Origin of the sequence: Cupriavidus necator (assembly GCF_016127575.1) — a bacterium.
Classification (GTDB): domain Bacteria; phylum Pseudomonadota; class Gammaproteobacteria; order Burkholderiales; family Burkholderiaceae; genus Cupriavidus; species Cupriavidus necator_D.
In genome coordinates this window covers 2,333,660-2,353,910 of record NZ_CP066019.1, presented here as the reverse complement: position 1 = coordinate 2,353,910, position 20,251 = coordinate 2,333,660, and the positions used below count along the sequence as shown (strand labels likewise).

Here is a 20,251-nt window from a genome sequence, read left to right as displayed (position 1 = left end):
GGTTGGCCTTGCCGACCCGGCCTGGGTCCGGCGCGGTGTCGTGCCTCAAACAGAACACAGAGAAATTACAGTGAAGAAAGCTCTCCTTGCAATGACGGCAGCAGCGGCCGCGTCGGCCGTATCCGGGGTGGCGTCGGCCCAGTCCGCGTCGAACGTGACGCTCTACGGCATCGTCGATGCCGGCGTCGAAGTGATCAGCCACGTGCCGGGCAGCAACGGCGCCCAGGGTACGGCAACGCGCCTGAACTCTGGCAACCTGTCCGGCTCGCGCTGGGGCCTGCGCGGCACCGAAGACCTGGGCGGCGACCTGAAGGGTATCTTCGTGCTGGAGAGCGGGTTCGACATCGATACCGGCACCTCGGGCCAGGGCAACCGCCTGTTCGGCCGCCAGGCCTACGTCGGCCTGCAGGGCGGCTGGGGCGCGGTCACGCTGGGCCGCCAGCAGAACGCGCTGTACGACCTGTTCGGCGCCTTCGACCCGATGGGCGTGGGCCCGCGCTACTCGCTGAACAGCGTTGACTCGGCCTTCAATGGCCGCGCCGACAACGCCATCAAGTACACCGGCAAGTTCGGCGGCCTGACCGCCACCGGCTTCTACAGCTTCGGTCGCGACAACAACGGCGAAGTCCCGGGCGAGCCCAAGGTCGCGCGCAACTTCGGCGGCGGCCTGTCGTACGCCGCGGGCGGCTTCTCGGTCGGCGCTGCCTACGACCAGTACCAGGGCGCCACCGTGACGTTGCAGGACCGTGCCGCCAAGCGCGCCGCGGTGGGTACGGCCTATGCCTTTGGCGGCGCCAAGGTGTTTGCCGGCTACCGCTGGCTGAAGGACGACGGCGTGTCGAGCGCCAGCGCCATTTCGACCCGCAGCAACGTGTACTGGGCTGGCGCGCAGTACCGCTTCACGCCTGCCTTCCAGCTGACCGGCGCGGCCTACTACAACGACACCCGCAATAGCGACGCGGATCCGTGGATGTTCGTGCTGTCGGCGGACTACTCGCTGTCCAAGCGTACGGATGTGTACCTGAATGTTGGGTACTCGAAGAACAAGTCGGGTTCGGCGCTGGGCCTGAATGGTGTTGGCACGGTGGTGGCTGGTGAGAACCAGACCGGTGCTACCGTTGGCCTGCGTCATCGCTTCTGAGCGTAACTGCCTGATGCCCGCCTGGCAGGTTGTGATGCCTGCATGGGCGGGCGCTTGACTGTCATATCGACACCTGCGGCTGGTATTGCGGGGGGTCGTTGGGCCGGTTGATTTGATCGGCCTCTTTTTCTCTGGTCTTCGCCCTTTGGTTGCGGGGTGTTCTTGTTGTCGCCAAGCGCGACATCGCGATATCCGGCGGCATGGCGATGACTACCGATACCCCGCCGCCCCGATAAACTGCCCAAACCTCTCACACCAAATCACCACCGCCCCATACCGTGCCGGATCCACGCCAGCCGGCAACGCCACGGTGAAGTTGCCAAAGGTCTTCAGTTCACCAACCTGCAGCGACCGGTCCTTGATCCGAAGGAAGGCCTCCTTGTTGTCGACAAACTCCGGCGCCAGGTAGATCCGATAGTCCGGCCCCGGTGCAACGCTGCCTTCAAAGGCAAGCGCCTGCGGCGAAACATGGAGTTGGCCGCTGGCCCAGTGCAGCGCGTCGCTGCCTGCCAAGTCCTTGCGGAAGGTGCCGGTGTAGCGCGACTGTTGTGATACAGCCTGCACTTGCTCGGCACTGGCACCGGCCTGCTCCGTCAGGATCGGCAGGACATAGATGCCCGCGGCAAAGCCCACGGCCAGCGCGGCAAGGTGGGTCAGCACAAGGATGGCGGACTTGCGGAGCGGGTTGGGCGGCATGTTTTTCTCCCGAAGGCATGAGGATGCGGGTATGTCGGCGCCGGGGCCGGATCCTGACAGATCTGTGGTGCCTTAGCACATTCGCAACGGTTTCACCAATCCAACACACGGAAGTGGTTATGATTTGGTAGTCGCCTAGTCGAGAAGCTGCCTATGACCCTCCACGTCACGATCCGCACCATCCGTACCGGCACGCTGCAATCCGCCCGCTATCAGGCGCGGGTTTATCTCACCACCGATGCCGAAGCCCTGCCGTTGCTTGCAACGGACTGGAGCGAGCGCGAGGCCGAAGCCTTCCGTACCGCGCAGTTCTGGGCGCAGCGCCACGCCTATGTGGTGTCTAATCCACGCGCCGGGACTTTCTACGGAGTTTCGTGCCGGCGCTGAAGCCGGCCCGCGGTTGGCGCGGTGCCCCCGCGTTGTGGCTGGCGGCCATCCTGGCCCTGGCCGGCTGCACCGCCGAAAGCGTCGTCGGCGTCCTGTCGGGCGGCCGCGATGGCTTGTGGCGCAACGTGCAGCAGCGCTGCCTTGGCAGTACCGCGGCGGCTCATCCCGATTGCGCGCAAGTGGATCGGTCCCAGGGACTGGTGCTCTACAAGGACGCGATCGGCAAGTCGCATTACCTGGTGATCCCGGCACGGACGATGACCGGCATCGACGACGCCAGAGCCTGGGACGGCGCAGGCGCCAACCCCTGGGCCTTCGGCTGGGCCGCGCGCGGCATCGTTGGCCGCTCGCTTGGCAAGGCCGTGCCCGACGACATGCTGGGCCTCGCGATCAATTCCCGCGCCTCGCGCAGCCAGGACCAGCTGCATATCCATCTCGATTGCATCAGCTCGGCCGCGCGCGCCGTGGTCAATGGCGCGGCCGGGCCGATCGGCACCGGCTGGACCACGCTGCGGCTCGAGGACAAGCCGGTGCGCGCGATCTTTGTGCCAGCCAGCGCGCCGGTGCTGGCGGTCGACCCTTTCCAGCTCGTGCGTGACGGCACCAAGGGGGGCGCCGCCGCAGCGCCGCCGGACCGCGGCATCTTTGTCACCTATGTGCGGGAGCGGCAGGGCGGGGCAGGCTTTGTCGTGATCGACCAGCCCGTCGACAGCGCGGCCGGCAGCAACGGCCACGCCAGCGATTTCCTGGACCGGCGCTGCCGGCTGGCTGAAGGCCTGGCGAGCGCGGCGGGCTGATCGGCGGCCCGCCCGCCGGGCCTTACTGCGCACGGGCGCCCGAAGCCGCAGGCGTTGCAACGGGCTTCGCGGGCGTTCCGCCGGGCTTGGCGGGCGGAATGCCGGGTGTCGCCAGCGCGTCCAGCGCCTTGGCCGCCGCCAGATGCTGCGGGATCATCAGCCCTTCACGCGCCGTTGCCACGGCAATCTGCGCGCCCTGGGCGCTGCCGCGGGCGACAAAGTCGCGCCCGTGGCGGTAGACCAGCCGCGTCAGCTCGGCCACTTCGGTATCGGACAGGTCCGGCCCGGTCACCAGGATCGCCGCCGTGGCGATGGTGCGCACCGGCGTGTGCAGGCCGGGATAGGTGCCCGGCGCGATGGTGGCGCGGAAATAGCCCGCCTTCTGCCCGACCATCGCGGTGATGACCCGTTCGTCCAGCGGCAGCAGCCGCAGCGGCATTTCGCCGAGCGCGTCGCGGATGCTGTCGGCCGGCACGCCGATCACCTGGATCACCGCGTCGACCTGCTTCTGGCGCAGCGCCACCAGCCCGGTGCCCAGCCCAACTTCCTCGGCCTTGAAGTCCTTGTCGGTCAGGCCATGCGCAGCCAGCACACGCAGCGCGGTCACGCGCGAGGCTGAGCCGCGCTCGCCCACGGCGATGCGCTTGCCGCGCAGCTCTGACACCGAGCGGGCGGGATCGGCGTCGCGCACCAGCACGTGCACGGGCTCGGGGTAGAGGCTGCCGATGGCGCGCAGCGAGGCTTGCGGGCCGTCGGCGGCAAACACGCCCTTGCCCTCGTAGGCTTCCAGCGCCGCATCGCCCTGCGCCAGCGCCACCGAGACCTTGCCGGCGCGCAGCAGCCGCAGGTTCTCTTCTCCGCCGTGCGTGACCAGCGGCATCGCGCGCACGCGTGCCCCGTCCACCAGCGCCTTCGCGAAGCGCAGGTACTGGCCGTGTTCGGCGCCGGCGGCAATGGCATAGCCCTCGTTGACCCGTGCCAGCCGCGCGCGGATGTTGGCGTGCGCGGTGGTCAGCTCCTGCTCGATCACGGCGCGCTGCGCCGGCGAGGCATCCTTCTGCACGGACTCGATCACCTTGCGCATCGCGTCCAGGATCGCCGCCGGGCCCCTTTGCGCATCGGTGGCGACGGTCGGGGCTTCAGCGGGGCGGTAGCCGGCCGGCAGCACGCCGACCCAGCGCTCGCCGTCGCGCCGGTACAGCGCCGTGCCATGCGCGCGGATGATGTCGCCGGCCTTGTTGCCGCCGCTGGTGATGCCGGTGATGCCGCGCGGGCCCGCGCCCAGCGCCGACACCAGCCCGGCCACGCCGGGCGAGTCCCAGGCGCCGAAGTCGTAGTCGCGCAGCAGTTTCAGTTCCGCATCGAAGTACACCACGCGGCGGGTTTCACCGGCCGGGGCCTTGGTGTCTGCCTGCGAGCCGCGCCGGTCCAGGCCGGCCAGTTCCACCGTGCCCGGCGGCAGCGCCTGCGCCAGCCGCTCGTTGATGCCGGCGCGGATGCCGTCGGCGGGCGGGCCGCCGCCGCAGCCTGCCAGCCAGGCGCTGGCCACCAAGGCAATGAGGAGGGTGAAGAGGGCGCGGCGCATGTCAGCCTCCGATCAGCGGCAACGCCAGCAGCATGGTCAGCACGAAGGCGTTCATCAGGTCGACGAAGAACGCGCCGGCCAGCGGCGTGATCAAATAGCTGGTGGGTGCCGGCCCGTAGCGGGACGTGATGGCGCGCATATTGGCCATGGCGGTGGCGGTCGACCCCATGTTGAAGCCGATAAAGGCGGCCGAGGTGACCGCAGCCTCGTAGTCACCCCCCATGAAGCGGAAGCACACCAGCACCACATACAGGATGATGAAGACCACCTGCATGGCGATGATCAGCAGGAAGGGGCCGGCGGACAGCGCCACCTCGGCCAGGTCCAGCGCCATCATGGTCATCACCAGGAACAGCGACAGGCAGATATTGGTGATCAGGTCGGTGGCGCGGTCGTCAAAGCGCACGCCGGCAAAGGGCAGCAGGTTGCGGATGGCGATGCCGAGCATCATGCACCACAGGAAGCCGGGGATGGTGATGGCGCCGGTGGGCATCTGCGCGGCGATCCAGCGCCCGCCGATCACCGCGGCCAGGATGCCGGCCAGCGAGGCCAGCGCGCCCACGGTGGTGATGGGGGAAACCGCGGCGGCTTCTTCCTCGGTGTCGCCGGCCTCGCGCGCGGTCGAGCGCAGCTTGTAGCGCGAGATCAGGTACTGCGCCACCGGGCCGCCGATGATGCCGCCCACAATCAGGCCGATGGTGGCCACTGTCATCGACAGGTCCATCACCGCCTGCAGGTTGTTGACCTCGGCAAAGCGCTCGGCATAGGCGGCGCCGGTGCCGTGGCCGCCCACCAGCGTGATCGAGCCGCTCACCAGCCCGAAGATGGGATGCAGGTCCAGCGTCCTGGCCATGGCCACGCCCACCACGTTCTGCACCAGGATGTAGGGCAGCAGGATGATGAGGAAGATCACCAGCGCCTTGCCGCCGCGCCTGAGCATGCGCAGGTCGGCGCAGAGCCCGACGCCGCCGAAGAACATCAGCAGCAGCACCGGCTTCATGCCGGGATCGATCACCACGCGGAAGTTCGCTGCCGCCAGCGCCACCGAGGCGATGATCGCGAACAGCAGGCCGCCGGTGACAGGGTCGGGAATGTTGTAGCGCGACAGCACGCCGACGCTGCGGTTGACCAGCGTGCCGATCAGCAGCACCACGACGGCAGTCAGCAGCGAGCCCAGCAGGTCGAGGTTCATCGGGGGCGTCCTGGCGGAGAGGGTTGCGGGGGTACCTTGCCATCGGGCGCCGCTGGCCGTGCCGGGGGTGCACTGGCCGCCGGCAATGCCTGACGGGGAGCATGCATCACTACGGGTTGTAGACGCGCGGGTGGAATAAGGCAAGGAAAGGTTGGGGGTGGGGCGCAGCGACTACCGGGCCGTGAATGCCGATGCCGTGCTCCCTCTCCCGCTTGCGGGAGAGGGGAGCGAACCCTCGCTCAGCGCGCCCGCAACGCGTCCACGATATTCATTCGCGCCGCCCGCACCGCCGGCAGGAATCCGCCCGCCAGCCCCATCACCATCGAGAACGCCAGCGTCTGCAGCGCGATGGCCGGGGTCAGGATGAAGCGGAACGAGAGGTCCGCGAAGGTCTGGAAGTTGGTGGTCGAGAACGACGCGAACTGCATCAGCGTGGCGCACGCAAGGCCTGCGATGCCGCCCACCAGCCCCAGCAGCGCGGCTTCGATCAGGAAGGCGGTCAGCACGTTGACGCGCTTGAAACCCAGCGCGCGCAGCGTGCCGATCTCCGCCACGCGGTTGGCCACCGAGGCGTACATGGTGATCATGGCGCCGATCATCGCCGCGACCGAAAAGATGGTGGACAGCGTGAAGCCGAGGATCTTGATAAAGCTGGACAGCGCCTTGGACTGGTCGCTGTAGAAGGCCTGCTCGCGCTTGGCCTCGTCGGCCAGCCGCGGGTCGACGTCGATATCGGCGCGAAAGCGGTCGAACAGCGCCGAATCCGCCAGCCGCACCACCATCGACGAATACGCATTGCGCCGGAACGACTGCATCAGCTGGTCCACGTCGCCCCAGATCTCGGAGTCGAAGCCGCTGCCGCCGGCGTCGAAGTGGCCGACCACGGTCCAGTCGCGCTGGGCAAAGCGCAGGTGCTCGCCGATCTGCACCCCGGCAAAGCCGCCGGCGATGCTGCTGCCGACGATGATCTCGGACGAGCCCGGCCGGAACATGCGTCCGGTCACCAGCCGCACCTGCGGGCGCAGGTCCATGCCCGGCGGCGAGATGCCGCGGATCACGACGTTGGACGGCTGCCCGGTGCTGGTCTTGGTAAGCGAGATCAGCACCACCGCCTCGCGCGAGGCCAGCGGCCGGCCAGCGCCGCTCATGGCCACGGCCGGGTGCATCTCCATGATGCTGGCTTGGTCGCGGTTGACCGAGCTCTGGATCTCGGTCTCGGCGCCCTTGCGGATCAGCACCACGTTGTTCTGCTCGCCGGTGGTGACCAGGGTCTTCTTCAGGCCGGCGTCCAGCATCAGCATGGTGGCAAAGACGAACACCACCAGCGCCAGCCCGCCCGCGGTCAGCGCGGTGGTCAGGCGCCTGGCCCACAGGTTGCGCGCGATATAGGTCAGCGGGATCGCCACATCAGCCTCCGCGCGCTAGCCGATGGCCCGCAGGCCCTCGACGATGCGCACGCGCGCAGCCTGCACCGCCGGCACGATGCCGGCAAAGACGCCCACCGCCAGCGCGCAGGCCGCCTGCAGCTGCATGGTCTGGGGCGACACGGTGAAGACCGGGAACACGCCGCCAACGGCCTGCTTGAAGGCGCTTGCCACCGGCGGCGTCGCCAGCATGCCGAGCGCGCCGCCGGCCACGCAGATCGCCAGCGACTCGCCGAACACCAGCAGCGCCAGGAAGCCGGGGCCGAAGCCCAGCGCCTTGAGCGTGGCGTATTCCACGGTGCGCTCGCGTGCGCTCATCGCCATGGCATTGGCCATCACCGCCATGATGATCACGATCACCACGTAGGACACCACGCGGATCGCCGCGATGATCTGGTTGGACATGGCGACAAAGCCCAGCTGGAAGGCCTGCTCGGTCTCGGTCAGCGTCTCCGCCAGTGAATTGCGGAACACCGCATCGACATTGCGCGAGATCGCGGCGGTGTTGTCGGGGTTGTCCACGCCCAGCACAAAGACGCCGACCTGGTCGGCCTGGCGCGGGGTGCGCTTGCGCACGGTCTCGTTCAGGTATTCCCAGTGGAACACCATCTGGCGCGTGATGGTGCTCTCGTCGCGCCCTTCCATGATGCCGCGCACCACGAACTCCCAGGTGCCGGGGTAGATGGTGCCCTTGATCGGGACCACGTCGCCAAGCTTGAAGCCGAACTGGTCGGCCAGCTGGCGCCCGACCAGCGCGCCCTTGCGGTCGCGCTGGTAGTCGGCGCGCTGCTGGTCGGGCACGATGAATTCCGGATAGAGGTCGAGGTAGTTATCGGATACCGCGAACTGCGCGAAGAAGTTCTTGGGATCGCGGTAGACGCCGCCGAACCAGTTGGAGCGCGCCACCGAGGTCACGCCGTCGACGCCCCTGATGCGGCTTTCGTAGCTCAGCGGCAGCGGAAACACCAGCGAGATCGCATTGCGCGTGACCAGCCGCGCGCTGGATGCTGCAGACGCGCCCGCATACCAGGCATCGATCACCGTCTGCAGCAGCCCGAACGCCAGTACCGCGATCACCAACCCGAACACCGTCAGCGTGGTGCGCAGCTTGTGCCGCAGCGCGTTGCGGGTGATCAGCTTGAGTGCGTACATGACGACTTAGGCAATCTCGCCACGGATCAACTCTCCCTTCTCCAGGTGCACCAGCGACCCGGCCGCGGCCGCGGCGTGGGCATCGTGCGTGACCATGATGATGGTCTTGCCGGCATCGGCATTGAGCCGCTGCATCATCGCCAGGATCTCGGCGGCGGAGGTGCGGTCGAGGTCGCCGGTGGGCTCGTCGGCGACGATCAGCGCGGGGTCGGTGATCAGCGCGCGCGCAATCGCCACGCGCTGCTGCTGGCCGCCCGACAGCTCCGACGGGTAGTGGCTCATGCGGTCGGCCAGGTTGACCATGTCCAGCACCAGTTCCACGCGCGCACGACGCTCCGCACGTGGCAGGCTGGTCAGCATCAGCGGCAGCTCCACGTTCTCGAACGCGGTCAGCACCGGCATCAGGTTATAGAACTGGAAGATAAAGCCGACATTGGCGGCGCGCCAGTCGGCCAGCTCGGCCTCCGGCAGCCGCGTGATGTCCAGCCCCGCCACATGCAGCGTGCCGCTGTCGGGCCGGTCGATGCCGGCGATCAGGTTCAGCAGCGTGCTCTTGCCCGAGCCCGACGGTCCCATCAGCGCAACAAATTCGCCTTCGCCGATATCGAGCGAAATATCGGTCAGCACCGGCACGGTCTGCACGCCGCGCCGGTAGGATTTGGCGAGGTGGCTGATCTGCACCAGCGGTGCTGCGCTCATGTGGTCCTCTCTACGGCTTGGCCACGGTGATGCGGTCGCCGTCGCCGAGATTGTCGGCCGGCGACAGCACCAGCACGTCGCCGGGCTTGACGCCCTGCACGGCCACCAGTTCGCCCAGCTTGTCGCCGGTCTTGACCTGCACCTCATGCGCACGGCCGTCCTTCACCACATAGGCCAGCTCCCGGCCCTGGCGCGTGACCACGGCGGCGGGCTGCACCGCCACCACCGGCTGGCGGTCCTGCGCCGAGGCGGTGCGCGACAGGAAGGCGATCTTGGCGCTCATGTCCGGCAGCACGCGCGCATCGCGGTCGACAAAGCGCACCTTGACCAGCACGGTGGCCTTGGAGCGGTCCACCGTCGGCACGATGCGCGACACTTGCCCCGCCAGCCGCAATCCCGGCAGCGCATCCAGCAGCAGCTCGCACGGCTGGTTGGCGCGGATCTTGCCGATATTGGATTCGGCGACATCGGCTTCCACCTCCAGCGTCTCCATGTCGGCGATGGTCACGATCGCGCCCTTGGTGTCGGCGGCGGCAGAGAAGGGCGTGATGTTGTCGCCCACGTTGGCATGCTTGACCAGTACCACGCCATCGAAGGGCGCGCGCACCACGGTCTGCTCCACCGCGACCTCGGCCGCGCGGGCATTGGCCTGGGCCGAGGCGATCGCCGCGCGCGAACTGTTGACCGAGGCCCGCGCCTTGTCAAAGCGCGCCACGTCGGCGTCGTACTGGGTGCGCGAGATGGCGTTCGGCACGATCAGGATCTTCGAGCGGCGCAGGTTCACCTCGGCGTCCTTCAGCTCGGCCTGCTGCAGCGCCAGGTTGGCCTGCGCCACCTGGACCTGTGCCTGGGCCTGCGCGAACGAGGCGGCGACGTCCTTGCTCTCCAGCCGTGCGATGATCTCGTCCTTCTTCACGCGCGAGCCTTCCAGCACGCCCAGCCATTCCAGCCGGCCCTGCGCCTTGGACGCGACCGCCGCCTTGCGCTGCGGCACGACATAGCCGGTGGCATTGAGCACGGTGAAATTCTGCGTGGGATAGGCGGAGGTGACGGTGGCGGTCTGCACCGCCTGCGGCCCGGCCAGCTTCATGGCGATGCCGGCCAGGGCCAGCACGGCCAGCGCGATCACTGCATAGCGCAGCCACCTGCGCCGGGGGCGGATGCCGGCGCCGGCCGCGGCGGCGCTCCGGTCGATTTTCAGCCTGGACAGGTCGTGGTCAGCCACTGCGCGCTTCCTCTCGCTGTGATGGGCGGGGCTCCCAGTATAGCGGCGAGTGAAAGGGTGTCCATTGCTTGCGAGAGGGGAGCAAACCGCTGGCGTGCGGGGGGAGGTCAATGCTCGGCTTCCACCGCCAGCTTCAGCTTTGCCAGCGCAAAATCCCATTGCCGCCCGATCGCTTCCAGCGACCGGCGCGCGGCTTCGACCTGGCCGGGCTCGAACTGCCACAGGCGCTCGCGGCCGGCGCGGCTGTCGCGCACCAGCCCGGCCTGCGCCAGCACCTGCAGGTGCTTGGTGACCGCCTGGCGCGTCATGGCGCTGCCCGCGGTCAGCTGCGCGATCGACAGCGCGCCGCCCGCGCACAGCGCTGCCACCAGCCGCAGCCGGGTTTCGTCGCCAAGCGCGGCGAAGACGGTCGCCGCATCGCGCAGTTCGAGCGCGGGCGGGGTTTCAGGCTGCGCCGCTGACATGCTTGCGGATGTTTTCCATCTGCCCGTCCCAGCCGCCGCTGTTCATGCGGAAGGCTTCCATGCGGCGTTCGGGCGGGATCTGGTCGAAGCCGGATTCGACCACGGTCAGCAGCGTGCCGCCTTCGGCTTCCTTCAACTCGAACACCACCAGCGTGGGCGGTTCGGCCGAATAGTCGCGGCCGCGCTCCATCGGCGCCGGATGCCAGCGCCAGGACAGCAGCCTCGGTGGTTCCATGCGCTCGACCTCTACGTCGAACTTCAGGTATTCATAACCGGGATAGGTGATGCTGCCCACGGCACGCTGGCCTGGGGCGAAGGTCACGCCGTCGAATTTCACGCCAAACCAGCTGCCGAAGGTGTCGGCGTCGGCCAGTGCATGCCAGACGCGTTCGATGGGGGCGGCCAGCAGGATGCTGCGCTCGATGCGGTCGGTGGATGAAGCCATGTCCGGTCTCCTTGTTCAGGCATGAATGGGCAACGTTGTGGTTGCATGTTAGGAGACCGGACGGGGAAGCGCAACCGAAAGGTTGCGAATGGCCTCAGTATGGTCAGAGATCCAGCACCAGCCGCTGGCCCTTGCAGCGCGACACGCACAGCATCATCGTCTTCTGCGCAGCCTTTTCGGCATCCGACAGGTACTGGTCGCGGTGATCGGCCTGCCCTTCCAGGATGGTGGTCTCGCAGGAGCCGCAGATGCCTTCGCGGCACATGCAGTCTACCTTGATGCCCGCCTTCTCGATGGCGCGCAGCAGCGGCTCGTCGGCGCCGACCTGCAGCGTCAGCCCGCTTTTCTGCAGCACGGCCTCGAAGGCGCCGCCGGTGGCGTCGACCTCGTTGCGGAACTGCTCGAAGTGGATGCGGCCCGCGTCCCAGCCCGCGGCGCGCGCGGCGTTGACCACGGCGTCGTTCAGCGGCGCCGGGCCGCAGACATAGACGTGCGTGTCGGCAGGCTGCGCGGCGATCAGCGCGGCGAGGTCGAGCATGGTGCCGCTGTCGCTCTCGTACAGGTGAAGCTGGCCGGGCTGCAGCGTGGCGGGCAGCACGTCCAGGAAGGCGGTGGAACGGGCGTTGCGGAAGCAGTAGTGCAGTTCGAACGCCGCGCCGCGCGCGGCCAGCGCCTGGATATGCGTCATGAACGGCGTGATGCCGATGCCGCCGGCGATCAGCAGGTGGCGGCCGGCGCCGTGGTCCAGGCTGAACAGGTTGCCGGGCGCGCCGATATGCAGTTCGTCGCCTTCGCCGACCTGCTCGTGCATATAGCGCGAGCCGCCGCGCGAAGCCTCTTCCAGCCGCACTGCGATCTGGTAGTGGCCGGGCTCGCCCAGCGTGCTGGTCAGCGAATAGGCGTTGCGCAGCCGGCCGCCGTCCATATGGACGACCACGTGGCTGCCGCTGTCGAAGGCGGGCAGCGCGCCGCCGTCGCAGGGTTGCAGGGTGAAGCGCTTGATGCCGGCGGCCAGCGGCTCGACGCGGCCGACGCGCACGCGGAGCGTGTCAGTCATGGCGGTACCTCGGAATTCAGGGAAAGCAGGGAAATCGGGAAGGGGGGCAGGCCGGCACCGGGCCGGCCTGCCGGAGCCGTCAGGTGATCACCGTCAGCCTGGCGGCGATCCACACCACCAGCCCGCCGACGACCAGCGCCACGTAGGGCAGCACGCCGGCGCGCGCATTGGGCAGCTCCATGTCGCGGCGCATCGACTCGGGGAAGCGGCCCTTGTCCTGGATGTAGTGGCGGTACACGAACACCGGCACGATCAGCAGCGCGGCGATCAGGCCGTTGCGCAGCGTGTGCTCGCCCTGGAAGTTGGCGCCGGCGCCGACGAAGGCCAGGTCGAAGAAGCCGAAGAACGCGCCCAGTGCCAGCAGCCAGTTCTTGCACTTGTACGGGCGGGCCCAGTCCGGGCGGTCCATGCGGTGGATCCAGCCCGACTGCAGGTTCAGGAACACGAAGATCATGTAGCAGACGTTGCTGATCGACAGCACTGCCATGTAGTTCGACATCAGCAGCAGGAACAGGTTGAACACCAGGTCCGTCCACATCGCGCGCGTGGGCGAGCCGTGCTCGTTCACGTGCGAGAGGTAGCGCGGCAGCCAGCCGTCGACCGAGGCCTGGTACAGCGTGCGCGACGAACCCATCATCGAGGTCATCACGATCAGCAGGATCGCCAGCACCAGCATCACCACGATCACGTTGAACACCACCGCGCCGCCGCCGACGAACTTGGCCATGGCCGCGCCCACGCCGGAGCCGTCGACGATGGCCGGTTCCAGCATGCCCGACAGGCCCAGCGAGCCCTGGAAGGCGATCGGCACCGCGATGAACATGAACAGGCACAGCACGCCGGACCAGAAGATCGCCTTGAAGGTGTCCTTCTGCGGATCCTTGAACTCGCGGGTGTAGCAGACCGCGGTCTCGAAGCCGAAGGTCGACCAGCACGCCAGGAACATCGCGCCCATGGCGGTGCTGATGCCGGCGGCGTTCCAGCCGCCCAGCACCGGGGCGCCGGCGCCGTCATGGGTCAGCGGCAGCAGCGGCAGGAAGTTGGTGGACGGCATGTCGCCGGTGAACATCGGCACCAGCGCGATCAGCACCAGCGGCGTCAGCGAGGCAATGCCCAGGATGCGCTGCGTGGTGGCCGCGGCCGAGGCGCCGCTGTGCTGCAGCTTGAAGGTGACCAGCAGGAAGGCGGTGGCCAGGATGAAGGTGGAGTTCACCCGCAGCGTCAGGCCTTTGCTGACAAAGCCCAGGTCCACCAGTGTCAGTTGCCAGGTGTTGATGACCGAATCGGGCGGGAACAGCGCGCTCAGCATGTAGCCGGCGGCGAGGCTGGTGCCCAGCGCCAGCATCGGCGACCAGGCCACCCAGTTGCACCACACCGAGACCGGTGCGACAAACTTGCTGTAGCGCACCCAGCCGAGCGCGCCATACACCGAGGCGCCGCCGGATTTGTGCGGATACAGGCCCGAGATCTCGGCATAGACGAAGCACTGCGCAAAGCCGACCAGGATGGCGAGGATCCAGATCACCCAGGCCGGGTTGCCGATGGTGGCGGACACGCCGCCGATGGTGAAGAGCACGCCCGCGGGCACGCCGCTGGTGACCCAGAAGGCATCCTTCCAGGTCAGGGTGCGCTGCAGTTCATGCGATTGGGTTTGCTGCTGCGGTTGGGCGGGGGCGATCGGCGCCTGCGCGCCGATCGACAGCACGTCTTTCTGTGAATACACGATGTCTCCTTGCTTCCCGGGTTGCCGTTTATCTGGAGCTGCGCTCCGTCACGGTCTGCCGTCTGCGGTCTGGGTGGGTACGTTGCGGTACTGCCTGCCGGGGGTTACGACGGTCGGGAATGGCTGGCGGGGATTCTGGGGGCGTTTCTCATCCTTGTCTCCTGTTGTCATCCCGGGGTTGCCATGCGGCCCGTTACGGGTCTCAGGCTTTCGGGTTTCTTGTCGATTCACTGTAGGTTAATTAGATTACCAATAGTGTTTCGCGGTGAGTATAGAAACGGCTGGGAGCCAAGGCAACGGAAGATTTGTATCGTCGTTGCCAAGCGTCCTGGCCGTCTCTTCGTTACTGCTGCACGGGCTGTCCCGGGCGCGGTCCGCCCAGCGTTTCCACCACCGCATGCCCCGCCCGCCGGTTGCGCCACCAGCCCAGCAGCGTCAGCCCCAGCCAGAAGCACTGGGTCAGGAACGACGCCAGGTTGAAGGCGCCGGTCAGCGAGATCAGGATGCAGCTCGGCCCGATCACGTTGAGGACGACGGCCAGCCTGCCGGTCGGGGATTTGTGCAGGACCTGCACGGCAAAATGCGCGGCAACGTAGGCGGCAACGCCGACAAGTCCGGTCGCGTCGGTAAGACCCAGGGAGGCCATGGTGGTAGGAAGCGGTAAAACAGCGGTTGAAGATTGCCGTCAGAACGTCTTGGTCACCGAGACCAGGAACGTGCTTTTCAGCGGGTTGGAAACGGACGGGTTGCCGGACGAATCCAGCGCCCCGGTGGTGTACTTGTCGTAGACGTCGGTACGCCCCCAGCCGCGGGTATAGGCGCCGGTCACGGTCCAGCTGCCCTCGAAGGCCTTGGACAGCGCCACGCGCACGTCGCGGAAGTTGTAGGCGGCAAAGTTGCGCACGCGCTCCTGGCCGTAGTGCAGCAGCAGCGTGACGCCGTGGCCCAGGTCGAAGGTGCCGTTGATATCCAGGTAGCCGGAGCCGCGGCTGTGCAGGTCATTGCCGGCGAGCAGCGAGGCGCTGTTGTAGCCGAAGTAGTCGGGCGTATAGGTCAGCCAGTACTTGACGTTGAACCACTTGTACGTCAGCGACGCGACGGCTTCGCCGTAGTTGTACTTGGTCTGCGCGTACTGCAGTTTCGCGCCCGGGTACAGGTAGTAGTAGACCTGCCCGGCATAGGTGAAGTCGCCAATGGTGCCGGTGTAGCCGGCATACAGATCCCATTCGACGGTGCCGCCCTCGATGAACTTGTCGCTGATGCTCGACATCCACGTGCCCGCGGAAAAGCCGCTCGGGTGGGCGTAGTCGATGCCGCCCTGCACCGCAGGCCTGCCCCAGGTCTGGCGGAAGCCGCGCGATACGTATTGCGATGTCAGGGTCAGGTTGGCGCTCAGCGGCGCTGGCGATGCGGCCTCGGCCGGCGGCACGGTCGCCGTGACCTGCGGCACCGGCGCCACGGCCAGCCTGGTTTCGGCCTCGGCACTGGTCTGCGCCTGCGCGCTCAGCGCCTGGCACAGCAGCAGGGGCAGGGCGCCTTGCAGGGCCCGTCTTGAATCAAAGTATTTGCGCAGCATGGAAGTCTCCTCCTTGCAGCCGGTCTGGGTTTGTTCTGGGTAGCCGGCTTTGTGGTGTGGGTGCGCGGCGCGCCGACCGGACGCACGCTGCCCGCCGGGGACCGAAGTCCCGGCAGCACATGCGTCGGTCAGGGGTTCTGGCGGGAAGCCCGCGCGCCGCGCCGCCTGGTCAGGCGGGCATCGGCATCGGCATTCGCGCAGTGGCTGGCGGATGCCGCTCCGCGTCTGCCTGCGCCCCGCCGCGCGCGGTGGCGGCCTTGTAGTAAGGCGCCGTCGAGCGTTGCAGCGGTGCGCGGCCGCGGATCACGTCGGCCAGCTTCTCGGCCATCATGATGGTGGGCGCGTTCAGGTTGCCGGTGATGATCTTCGGCATGATCGAGGCATCGACCACGCGCAGGCCAGACAGCCCGTGCACGCGGCCCTGGTTGTCGACCACCGCCATCGGGTCGGAAGCGTCGCCCATCTTGCAGGTGCAGGACGGGTGCAGCGCGGTCTCGGCATGCTCGCGCACGAAGGCGTCGATCTCGGCATCGCTCTGGATCATCATGCCGGGCTTGATCTCGCGGCCGCGGAACTGGTCCATCGCCTGCTGGCCGATGATCTCGCGCGTCAGGCGCACCGCGGCGCGGAACTCGCGCCAGTCGACGTCGTGCGCCATGTAGTTGAACAGCAGGCGCGGCTTCACGCGCGGGTCGCGGCTGGCCAGCTTGACAAAGCCGGTGCTGGGCGAGCGCATCGAGCCCACGTGGCACTGGAAGCCATGCGACTGCACCGGGTTGCTGCCGTCGTAGTTCATCGCCAGCGGGATGAAGTGGTACTGCAGGTTGGGCCAGGCAAAGTCATCGCTGCTGCGGATAAAGCCGCCCGCCTCGAAGTGGTTGGAGGCCGCGGTGCCGGTGCCGCGCAGGTACCATTCGACGCCAATCGCGGGCTTGTTCCACCACTTCAGCGCCGGGTACAGCGATACGGGCTTGGTGCATTCGTACTGCAGGTACATCTCGAGGTGGTCCTGCAGGTTCTCGCCGACGCCCTTCAGGTCTGCCACCGACTCGATGCCAAATGCGCGCAGCTCGTCCGCATTGCCCACGCCCGAGCGCAGCAGCAGTTGCGGCGAGGCGATCGCGCCGTTGCTGACGATCACTTCCCGGCGCGCACGCGCTTCGCGCACATGGTCGCCCTGGATGTACGAGACGCCGATGGCGCGCTGGCCGGAGAACAGGATGCGGTCCGCCAGCGCGCGCGTATGCACGGTCAGGTTGGGCCGGTCCTTGGCCTGGTCCAGATAGGCCAGCGAGGTGCTACAGCGGCGCCCGCGCGCGGTGGTGGTGCGGTCCATCGGGCCGAAGCCTTCCTGCTTGTAGCCGTTCAGGTCATCGGTCTGGCCATAGCCGGCCTGCTCGCCGGCCTTGATAAAGGCGCGGAACAGCGGGCTGATATCGGCCTTGGGCGTGGTCACGTGCAGCGGGCCGTTGCCGCCGTGGTAGTCGTTGGCGCCCTTGTCATAGGTCTCGGCCTTGCGGAAATAGGGCAGGCAGTCGGCGTAGCTCCAGTTCTCCAGCGAACGGTTTTCGGCCCAGCCGTCGTAGTCCATCGCGTTGCCGCGGATATAGACCATGCCGTTGATCAGCGACGAACCGCCCAGCCCCTTGCCGCGGCCCTGCGTCATGCGCCGGTTGTTCATATGCGGCTCGGGCTCGGTCACGTAGGCCCAGTTATAGGTGGTGCCCTGCAGCGGATACGCCAGCGCGGCCGGCATCTGGGTGCGCCAGTCCAGGCGCCAGTCGGGGCCGCCCGCTTCCAGCAGCAGCACCGAGACATCGGCATCCTCGGTCAGCCGCGCGGCCAGCACGCAGCCGGCCGAGCCTGCGCCGACGATGATGTAGTCGTACTCATGGATTGCCTGCATGGTGCAATCTCCTTGTTTGCTTGACGCCGTGCGTGGCGGCCCGGGGGAGGGCCTGCCGCGCGCGCGATTGCGAAGTCAGCTGCGCTCAGGCGCCGAACCAGCCCATCGCCTTGGGGGCCAGGTTGATATAGCTGTGCTTGAGTTCGGTGTACTCGTCCAGGCCGATGCGGGCCAGCTCGCGGCCGATGCCGCTCGCCTTGTAGCCGCCCCACGGCGCTTCCGGGAAGTACGGGTGGTAGTCGTTGACCCACACCGTGCCGAAGCGCAGCCCGCGCGACATCCGGTTGGCCTTGTCCAGGTCGCGGGTCCAGACCGCGCCGGCCAGGCCGTACGGGGTGTCGTTGGCGGCACGCAGCACCTCTTCCTCGGAGCGGAAGCGCTCGGCCGTGATCACCGGCCCGAAAATCTCCTCCTTCGCAATTTTCATGTCTGCCGTCACGTCGGCCAGCAGCGTCGGTTCCAGCCAGTAGCCCGTCTTGAAGACGTCGCCAGCCGGCCGCTTGCCGCCGTGGACCAGCCGTGCACCCTCGGCAATGCCGGCCTGCACCATGCCCAGGATCTTCTCGTGCTGTTGCGCCGACTGCACCGGGCCCATCTGGGTCTCGCCGTGGAAGCCGTTGCCGATCACGATGCGCGGCAGGCGCTCGGCCAGCCGGCTGATGAATGCATCATAGATGCCGTCCTCGATCATCAGGCGCGAGCCGGCGGAGCAGACCTGCCCGGCGTGGAAGAACGCGGCATTGAGCGCGTAGTCGACCGCTGCGTCCAGGTCGGCATCGGCAAACACGATGTTCGGGTTCTTGCCGCCCAGCTCCAGGCCGATGCGCTTGAAGTTGCCGGTGGCGGCCTTCATGATGCTTTCGCCGGCATAGGCGCCGCCGGTGAAGGACACCAGGTCCACGTCCAGGCTCTCGGCCAGTTCGGCACCGACTTCGGCGCCGCCGGTCACCAGGTTGAACACGCCCGGCGGCAGGTCCAGCTCGGCCACCAGTTGCGTGAAGTGGTGCGTGGTCAGCGGCGTCAGGTTGCTGGGTTTGATCACCACGGTATTGCCGGCGCCCAGCGCGGGCGCGATCTTCCACGCGGCCTGCAGCAGCGGGTAGTTCCACGGCGTGATCAGGCCGCACACGCCAACCGGCTCGCGCAGGGTGCGGCTGATCACATGGTGCGGGGCTTCGTTGACGGCGCCCGACTCGGATGCGACCAGCCCCGCAAAGTAGCGGAAGGTGGCGGCGATATCGCCCATGTCGGTGCGGCTCTCGGTCAGCGTCTTGCCGGTGTTGAGCGACTCCAGTCGGGCGAGCTTCTCGGCATCGCGGTCAATCAGTTCGGCGATCTTGTTCAGCAGCCTGGCGCGGTCACGGATCGTCGTCTGGCGCCACGGGCCGTCGAAGGCCTTGCGCGCAGCGGCGATGGCCAGGCGCGCGTCGGCGCGGGTGGCTTCGGCTGCCTGGGCGATCACGGACTCGTCGGCCGGGCTCAGGATGGCGCGCGTGCCTTGGTCGATGGGCGACTGCCACTGGCCGTCGATATAGAGCTGGGTCAGGATCATTGCTGCGGTTCCGGTTCGGTGGTTCGTTTCAGGCGGCCAGGGCGTCGAGCACCATCTGCTGGAAGTGCTGCACGCCGTGCTCGCCGATGGCGGAGGTCTTGTCGTCGGTGACCAGTAGCGGGCCCTGCCCGTTGCGGTAGCCGCGCGACTTCAGGCCGCGCTGCACCGATTCGACGATGCTCAGGTCTTCGGGCTTGAGCACGTTCTTGTAGTACTCGATCAGTTGCTCCTGCTCGGCCGTGGGCGTGCTGTCGCGGAAGTAGAACTCGAAGTGCTGGATGGTGGTGTCGGCATCCACCGGGAACATGTAGAACACGCCGTAGTTGCCATCGCCCGGCAGCACGTTCAGCGTCACGTTGGGCCACAGCCAGTAGGCGGCGAAGTCGGTGTTGGGGGCGTCGCTGTCATAGGTGAAGGCGTCGCTGCCCGAGCGCGTCTGGCCGACCTGGCTGGTGTAGAGGCCGCGCACTTCGTGCTTGTAGGTCTCCATCCTGATCGACTCGACCAGCGCCGGGTGCGCGGTCTGGCAGTGCAGGCATTCCAGGTAGTTGTCGACCACCACCTTCCAGTTGGCCTTCATCTCGTAGGTGAGCTTGTGCGCGGGCACCAGCTTGTCGACATCCGGGCAGCGCGCGCGGATCTCGTCGTTGAGGCCGCCTGCCAGCTCGGCCAGCGGTTTCGCGTCCATGTCCAGGTTGACGAAGACCAGGCCGCAGAATTCTTCCACGCGCACCGGCGTCAGGCCGGCGTTGTCCTTGCAGAAGCCCGGCACGTTCTCGGCGTTGCGCACGTGGATCAGCTTGCCGTCCAGGCCGAACGACCAGGCGTGATACGGGCAAGTGATCACGTTCTTGGCCTTGCCCGCGCCATCCGCAAACAGCTCATGGGCGCGGTGCGGGCAGACGTTGTAGAACGCGCGCAACACGCCGTCGCGGCCGCGCACTACGAACACGTTCTCGCCGGCCACTTTCACTGTGGCGTACTGGTTGTTCTCGGCCACCTGGCTCTTGTGCATCACACACACCCAGCTGCGCGCGAAGATGGTCTTCTTCTCCTGCTCGAAGACTTCCTGCGAGGTGTAGTAGTGGGCCGGCAGCGTATAGGCCAGCGGCGGGGTGGTGCCGCAGGCGGGGGCGGTGGTCTCTTGCATGGGTTGTCTCCTTGTTGGTCTCGTTGCCTTATCGATTCACTAACAGTTAATTAAATTACTGTTGGTGATGTGAAGTGAAG

Annotated in this window: 19 protein-coding genes; 3 read left to right on the top strand and 16 right to left on the bottom strand. The window is 67.5% G+C overall.

The genetic code is table 11. From position 1 onward, the window contains the following. Nucleotides 1-70 precede the first annotated feature (70 nt). Nucleotides 71-1,141 (top strand): porin, encoded by a 1,071-nt coding sequence (locus I6H87_RS29585; protein ID WP_041688196.1) that lies wholly within the window; start codon nt 71-73, stop codon nt 1,139-1,141. A gap of 210 nt (nt 1,142-1,351) precedes the next feature. On the opposite strand, the gene I6H87_RS29580 is transcribed toward I6H87_RS29585, so the two are convergent. Continuing rightward, on the bottom strand, nt 1,352-1,837 hold the full coding sequence (locus tag I6H87_RS29580; protein ID WP_011617672.1) for a DM13 domain-containing protein: 486 nt from the start codon (nt 1,835-1,837) through the stop codon (nt 1,352-1,354). Between the two features lie 153 nt (nt 1,838-1,990). On the opposite strand from I6H87_RS29580, the gene I6H87_RS29575 reads away from it, so the two are divergent. Further along, nucleotides 1,991-2,224: a hypothetical protein gene (locus I6H87_RS29575; RefSeq protein ID WP_010810991.1), complete on the top strand. Its 234-nt coding sequence runs from the start codon at nt 1,991-1,993 to the stop codon at nt 2,222-2,224. Then, nucleotides 2,212-3,021 carry a CDP-diacylglycerol diphosphatase gene (locus I6H87_RS29570; RefSeq protein ID WP_010810992.1) on the top strand — a complete coding sequence of 270 codons (810 nt, stop codon included), beginning with the start codon at nt 2,212-2,214 and terminating at the stop codon, nt 3,019-3,021. Before I6H87_RS29575 ends, I6H87_RS29570 begins: the two co-directional genes overlap by 13 nt. 22 nt (nt 3,022-3,043) lie before the next feature. Here the strand turns inward: I6H87_RS29570 and I6H87_RS29565 are convergent, their stop codons facing one another. From I6H87_RS29565 to I6H87_RS29495, 15 genes are all read right to left on the bottom strand, one after another. Further along, the gene (locus tag I6H87_RS29565; protein ID WP_011617670.1) at nt 3,044-4,606 is read right to left on the bottom strand and encodes a TAXI family TRAP transporter solute-binding subunit; all 1,563 of its coding nucleotides are present in this window, start codon (nt 4,604-4,606) and stop codon (nt 3,044-3,046) included. Nucleotide 4,607: 1 nt separating this feature from the next. After that, entirely contained in the window at nt 4,608-5,798 is a 1,191-nt protein-coding gene (gene gltS, locus I6H87_RS29560) for a sodium/glutamate symporter (protein WP_010810994.1), read from the bottom strand. A 239-nt stretch (nt 5,799-6,037) separates the two neighbouring features. Then, the gene (locus I6H87_RS29555) at nt 6,038-7,204 is read right to left on the bottom strand and encodes an ABC transporter permease (protein ID WP_010810995.1); all 1,167 of its coding nucleotides are present in this window, start codon (nt 7,202-7,204) and stop codon (nt 6,038-6,040) included. Nucleotides 7,205-7,219: 15 nt separating this feature from the next. Then, nucleotides 7,220-8,374, bottom strand: coding sequence for an ABC transporter permease (locus I6H87_RS29550; RefSeq protein ID WP_011617669.1), 1,155 nt, complete (start codon nt 8,372-8,374; stop codon nt 7,220-7,222). A 6-nt stretch (nt 8,375-8,380) separates the two neighbouring features. Further along, complete coding sequence (locus I6H87_RS29545) at nt 8,381-9,073, bottom strand: ABC transporter ATP-binding protein (RefSeq protein WP_011617668.1); 693 nt, start codon at nt 9,071-9,073, stop codon at nt 8,381-8,383. 10 nt (nt 9,074-9,083) lie between these two features. After that, on the bottom strand, nt 9,084-10,298 hold the full coding sequence (locus tag I6H87_RS29540) for an efflux RND transporter periplasmic adaptor subunit (RefSeq protein WP_010810998.1): 1,215 nt from the start codon (nt 10,296-10,298) through the stop codon (nt 9,084-9,086). Nucleotides 10,299-10,405: 107 nt separating this feature from the next. Continuing rightward, on the bottom strand, nt 10,406-10,762 hold the full coding sequence (locus I6H87_RS29535) for an ArsR/SmtB family transcription factor (RefSeq protein WP_010810999.1): 357 nt from the start codon (nt 10,760-10,762) through the stop codon (nt 10,406-10,408). Next, the gene (locus I6H87_RS29530; RefSeq protein ID WP_011617667.1) at nt 10,743-11,207 is read right to left on the bottom strand and encodes an SRPBCC family protein; all 465 of its coding nucleotides are present in this window, start codon (nt 11,205-11,207) and stop codon (nt 10,743-10,745) included. The genes I6H87_RS29535 and I6H87_RS29530 overlap by 20 nt, the downstream gene beginning before the upstream one ends. 103 nt (nt 11,208-11,310) lie before the next feature. Then, nucleotides 11,311-12,264 carry a PDR/VanB family oxidoreductase gene (locus I6H87_RS29525; protein ID WP_010811001.1) on the bottom strand — a complete coding sequence of 318 codons (954 nt, stop codon included), beginning with the start codon at nt 12,262-12,264 and terminating at the stop codon, nt 11,311-11,313. Between the two features lie 79 nt (nt 12,265-12,343). Further along, entirely contained in the window at nt 12,344-13,966 is a 1,623-nt protein-coding gene (locus I6H87_RS29520; protein ID WP_062804628.1) for a trimethylamine N-oxide permease, read from the bottom strand. A 364-nt stretch (nt 13,967-14,330) separates the two neighbouring features. Continuing rightward, a complete protein-coding gene (locus tag I6H87_RS29515; protein ID WP_010811003.1) occupies nt 14,331-14,633 on the bottom strand; it encodes a CBU_0592 family membrane protein in 303 nt (100 codons plus the stop codon). 39 nt (nt 14,634-14,672) lie between these two features. Continuing rightward, entirely contained in the window at nt 14,673-15,563 is an 891-nt protein-coding gene (locus I6H87_RS29510) for a TorF family putative porin (protein WP_010811004.1), read from the bottom strand. 169 nt (nt 15,564-15,732) lie between these two features. Next, a complete protein-coding gene (gene betA, locus I6H87_RS29505) occupies nt 15,733-17,469 on the bottom strand; it encodes a choline dehydrogenase (RefSeq protein ID WP_010811005.1) in 1,737 nt (578 codons plus the stop codon). Nucleotides 17,470-17,554: 85 nt separating this feature from the next. Continuing rightward, a complete protein-coding gene (locus tag I6H87_RS29500; protein ID WP_010811006.1) occupies nt 17,555-19,021 on the bottom strand; it encodes an aldehyde dehydrogenase family protein in 1,467 nt (488 codons plus the stop codon). 28 nt (nt 19,022-19,049) lie between these two features. Then, entirely contained in the window at nt 19,050-20,171 is a 1,122-nt protein-coding gene (locus I6H87_RS29495) for an aromatic ring-hydroxylating oxygenase subunit alpha (protein ID WP_010811007.1), read from the bottom strand. Nucleotides 20,172-20,251 lie beyond the last annotated feature (80 nt).

Coding starts and splice junctions, on each gene's coding strand:
- I6H87_RS29580 (WP_011617672.1), bottom strand. CDS start 1,837: ATGCCGCCCAACCCGCTCCGCAAGTCCGCCATCCTTGTGCTGACCCAC.
- I6H87_RS29575 (WP_010810991.1), top strand. CDS start 1,991: ATGACCCTCCACGTCACGATCCGCACCATCCGTACCGGCACGCTGCAA.
- I6H87_RS29565 (WP_011617670.1), bottom strand. CDS start 4,606: ATGCGCCGCGCCCTCTTCACCCTCCTCATTGCCTTGGTGGCCAGCGCC.
- gltS (WP_010810994.1), bottom strand. CDS start 5,798: ATGAACCTCGACCTGCTGGGCTCGCTGCTGACTGCCGTCGTGGTGCTG.
- I6H87_RS29550 (WP_011617669.1), bottom strand. CDS start 8,374: ATGTACGCACTCAAGCTGATCACCCGCAACGCGCTGCGGCACAAGCTG.
- I6H87_RS29545 (WP_011617668.1), bottom strand. CDS start 9,073: ATGAGCGCAGCACCGCTGGTGCAGATCAGCCACCTCGCCAAATCCTAC.
- I6H87_RS29535 (WP_010810999.1), bottom strand. CDS start 10,762: ATGTCAGCGGCGCAGCCTGAAACCCCGCCCGCGCTCGAACTGCGCGAT.
- I6H87_RS29530 (WP_011617667.1), bottom strand. CDS start 11,207: ATGGCTTCATCCACCGACCGCATCGAGCGCAGCATCCTGCTGGCCGCC.
- I6H87_RS29525 (WP_010811001.1), bottom strand. CDS start 12,264: ATGACTGACACGCTCCGCGTGCGCGTCGGCCGCGTCGAGCCGCTGGCC.
- I6H87_RS29515 (WP_010811003.1), bottom strand. CDS start 14,633: ATGGCCTCCCTGGGTCTTACCGACGCGACCGGACTTGTCGGCGTTGCC.
- I6H87_RS29510 (WP_010811004.1), bottom strand. CDS start 15,563: ATGCTGCGCAAATACTTTGATTCAAGACGGGCCCTGCAAGGCGCCCTG.
- betA (WP_010811005.1), bottom strand. CDS start 17,469: ATGCAGGCAATCCATGAGTACGACTACATCATCGTCGGCGCAGGCTCG.
- I6H87_RS29500 (WP_010811006.1), bottom strand. CDS start 19,021: ATGATCCTGACCCAGCTCTATATCGACGGCCAGTGGCAGTCGCCCATC.
- I6H87_RS29495 (WP_010811007.1), bottom strand. CDS start 20,171: ATGCAAGAGACCACCGCCCCCGCCTGCGGCACCACCCCGCCGCTGGCC.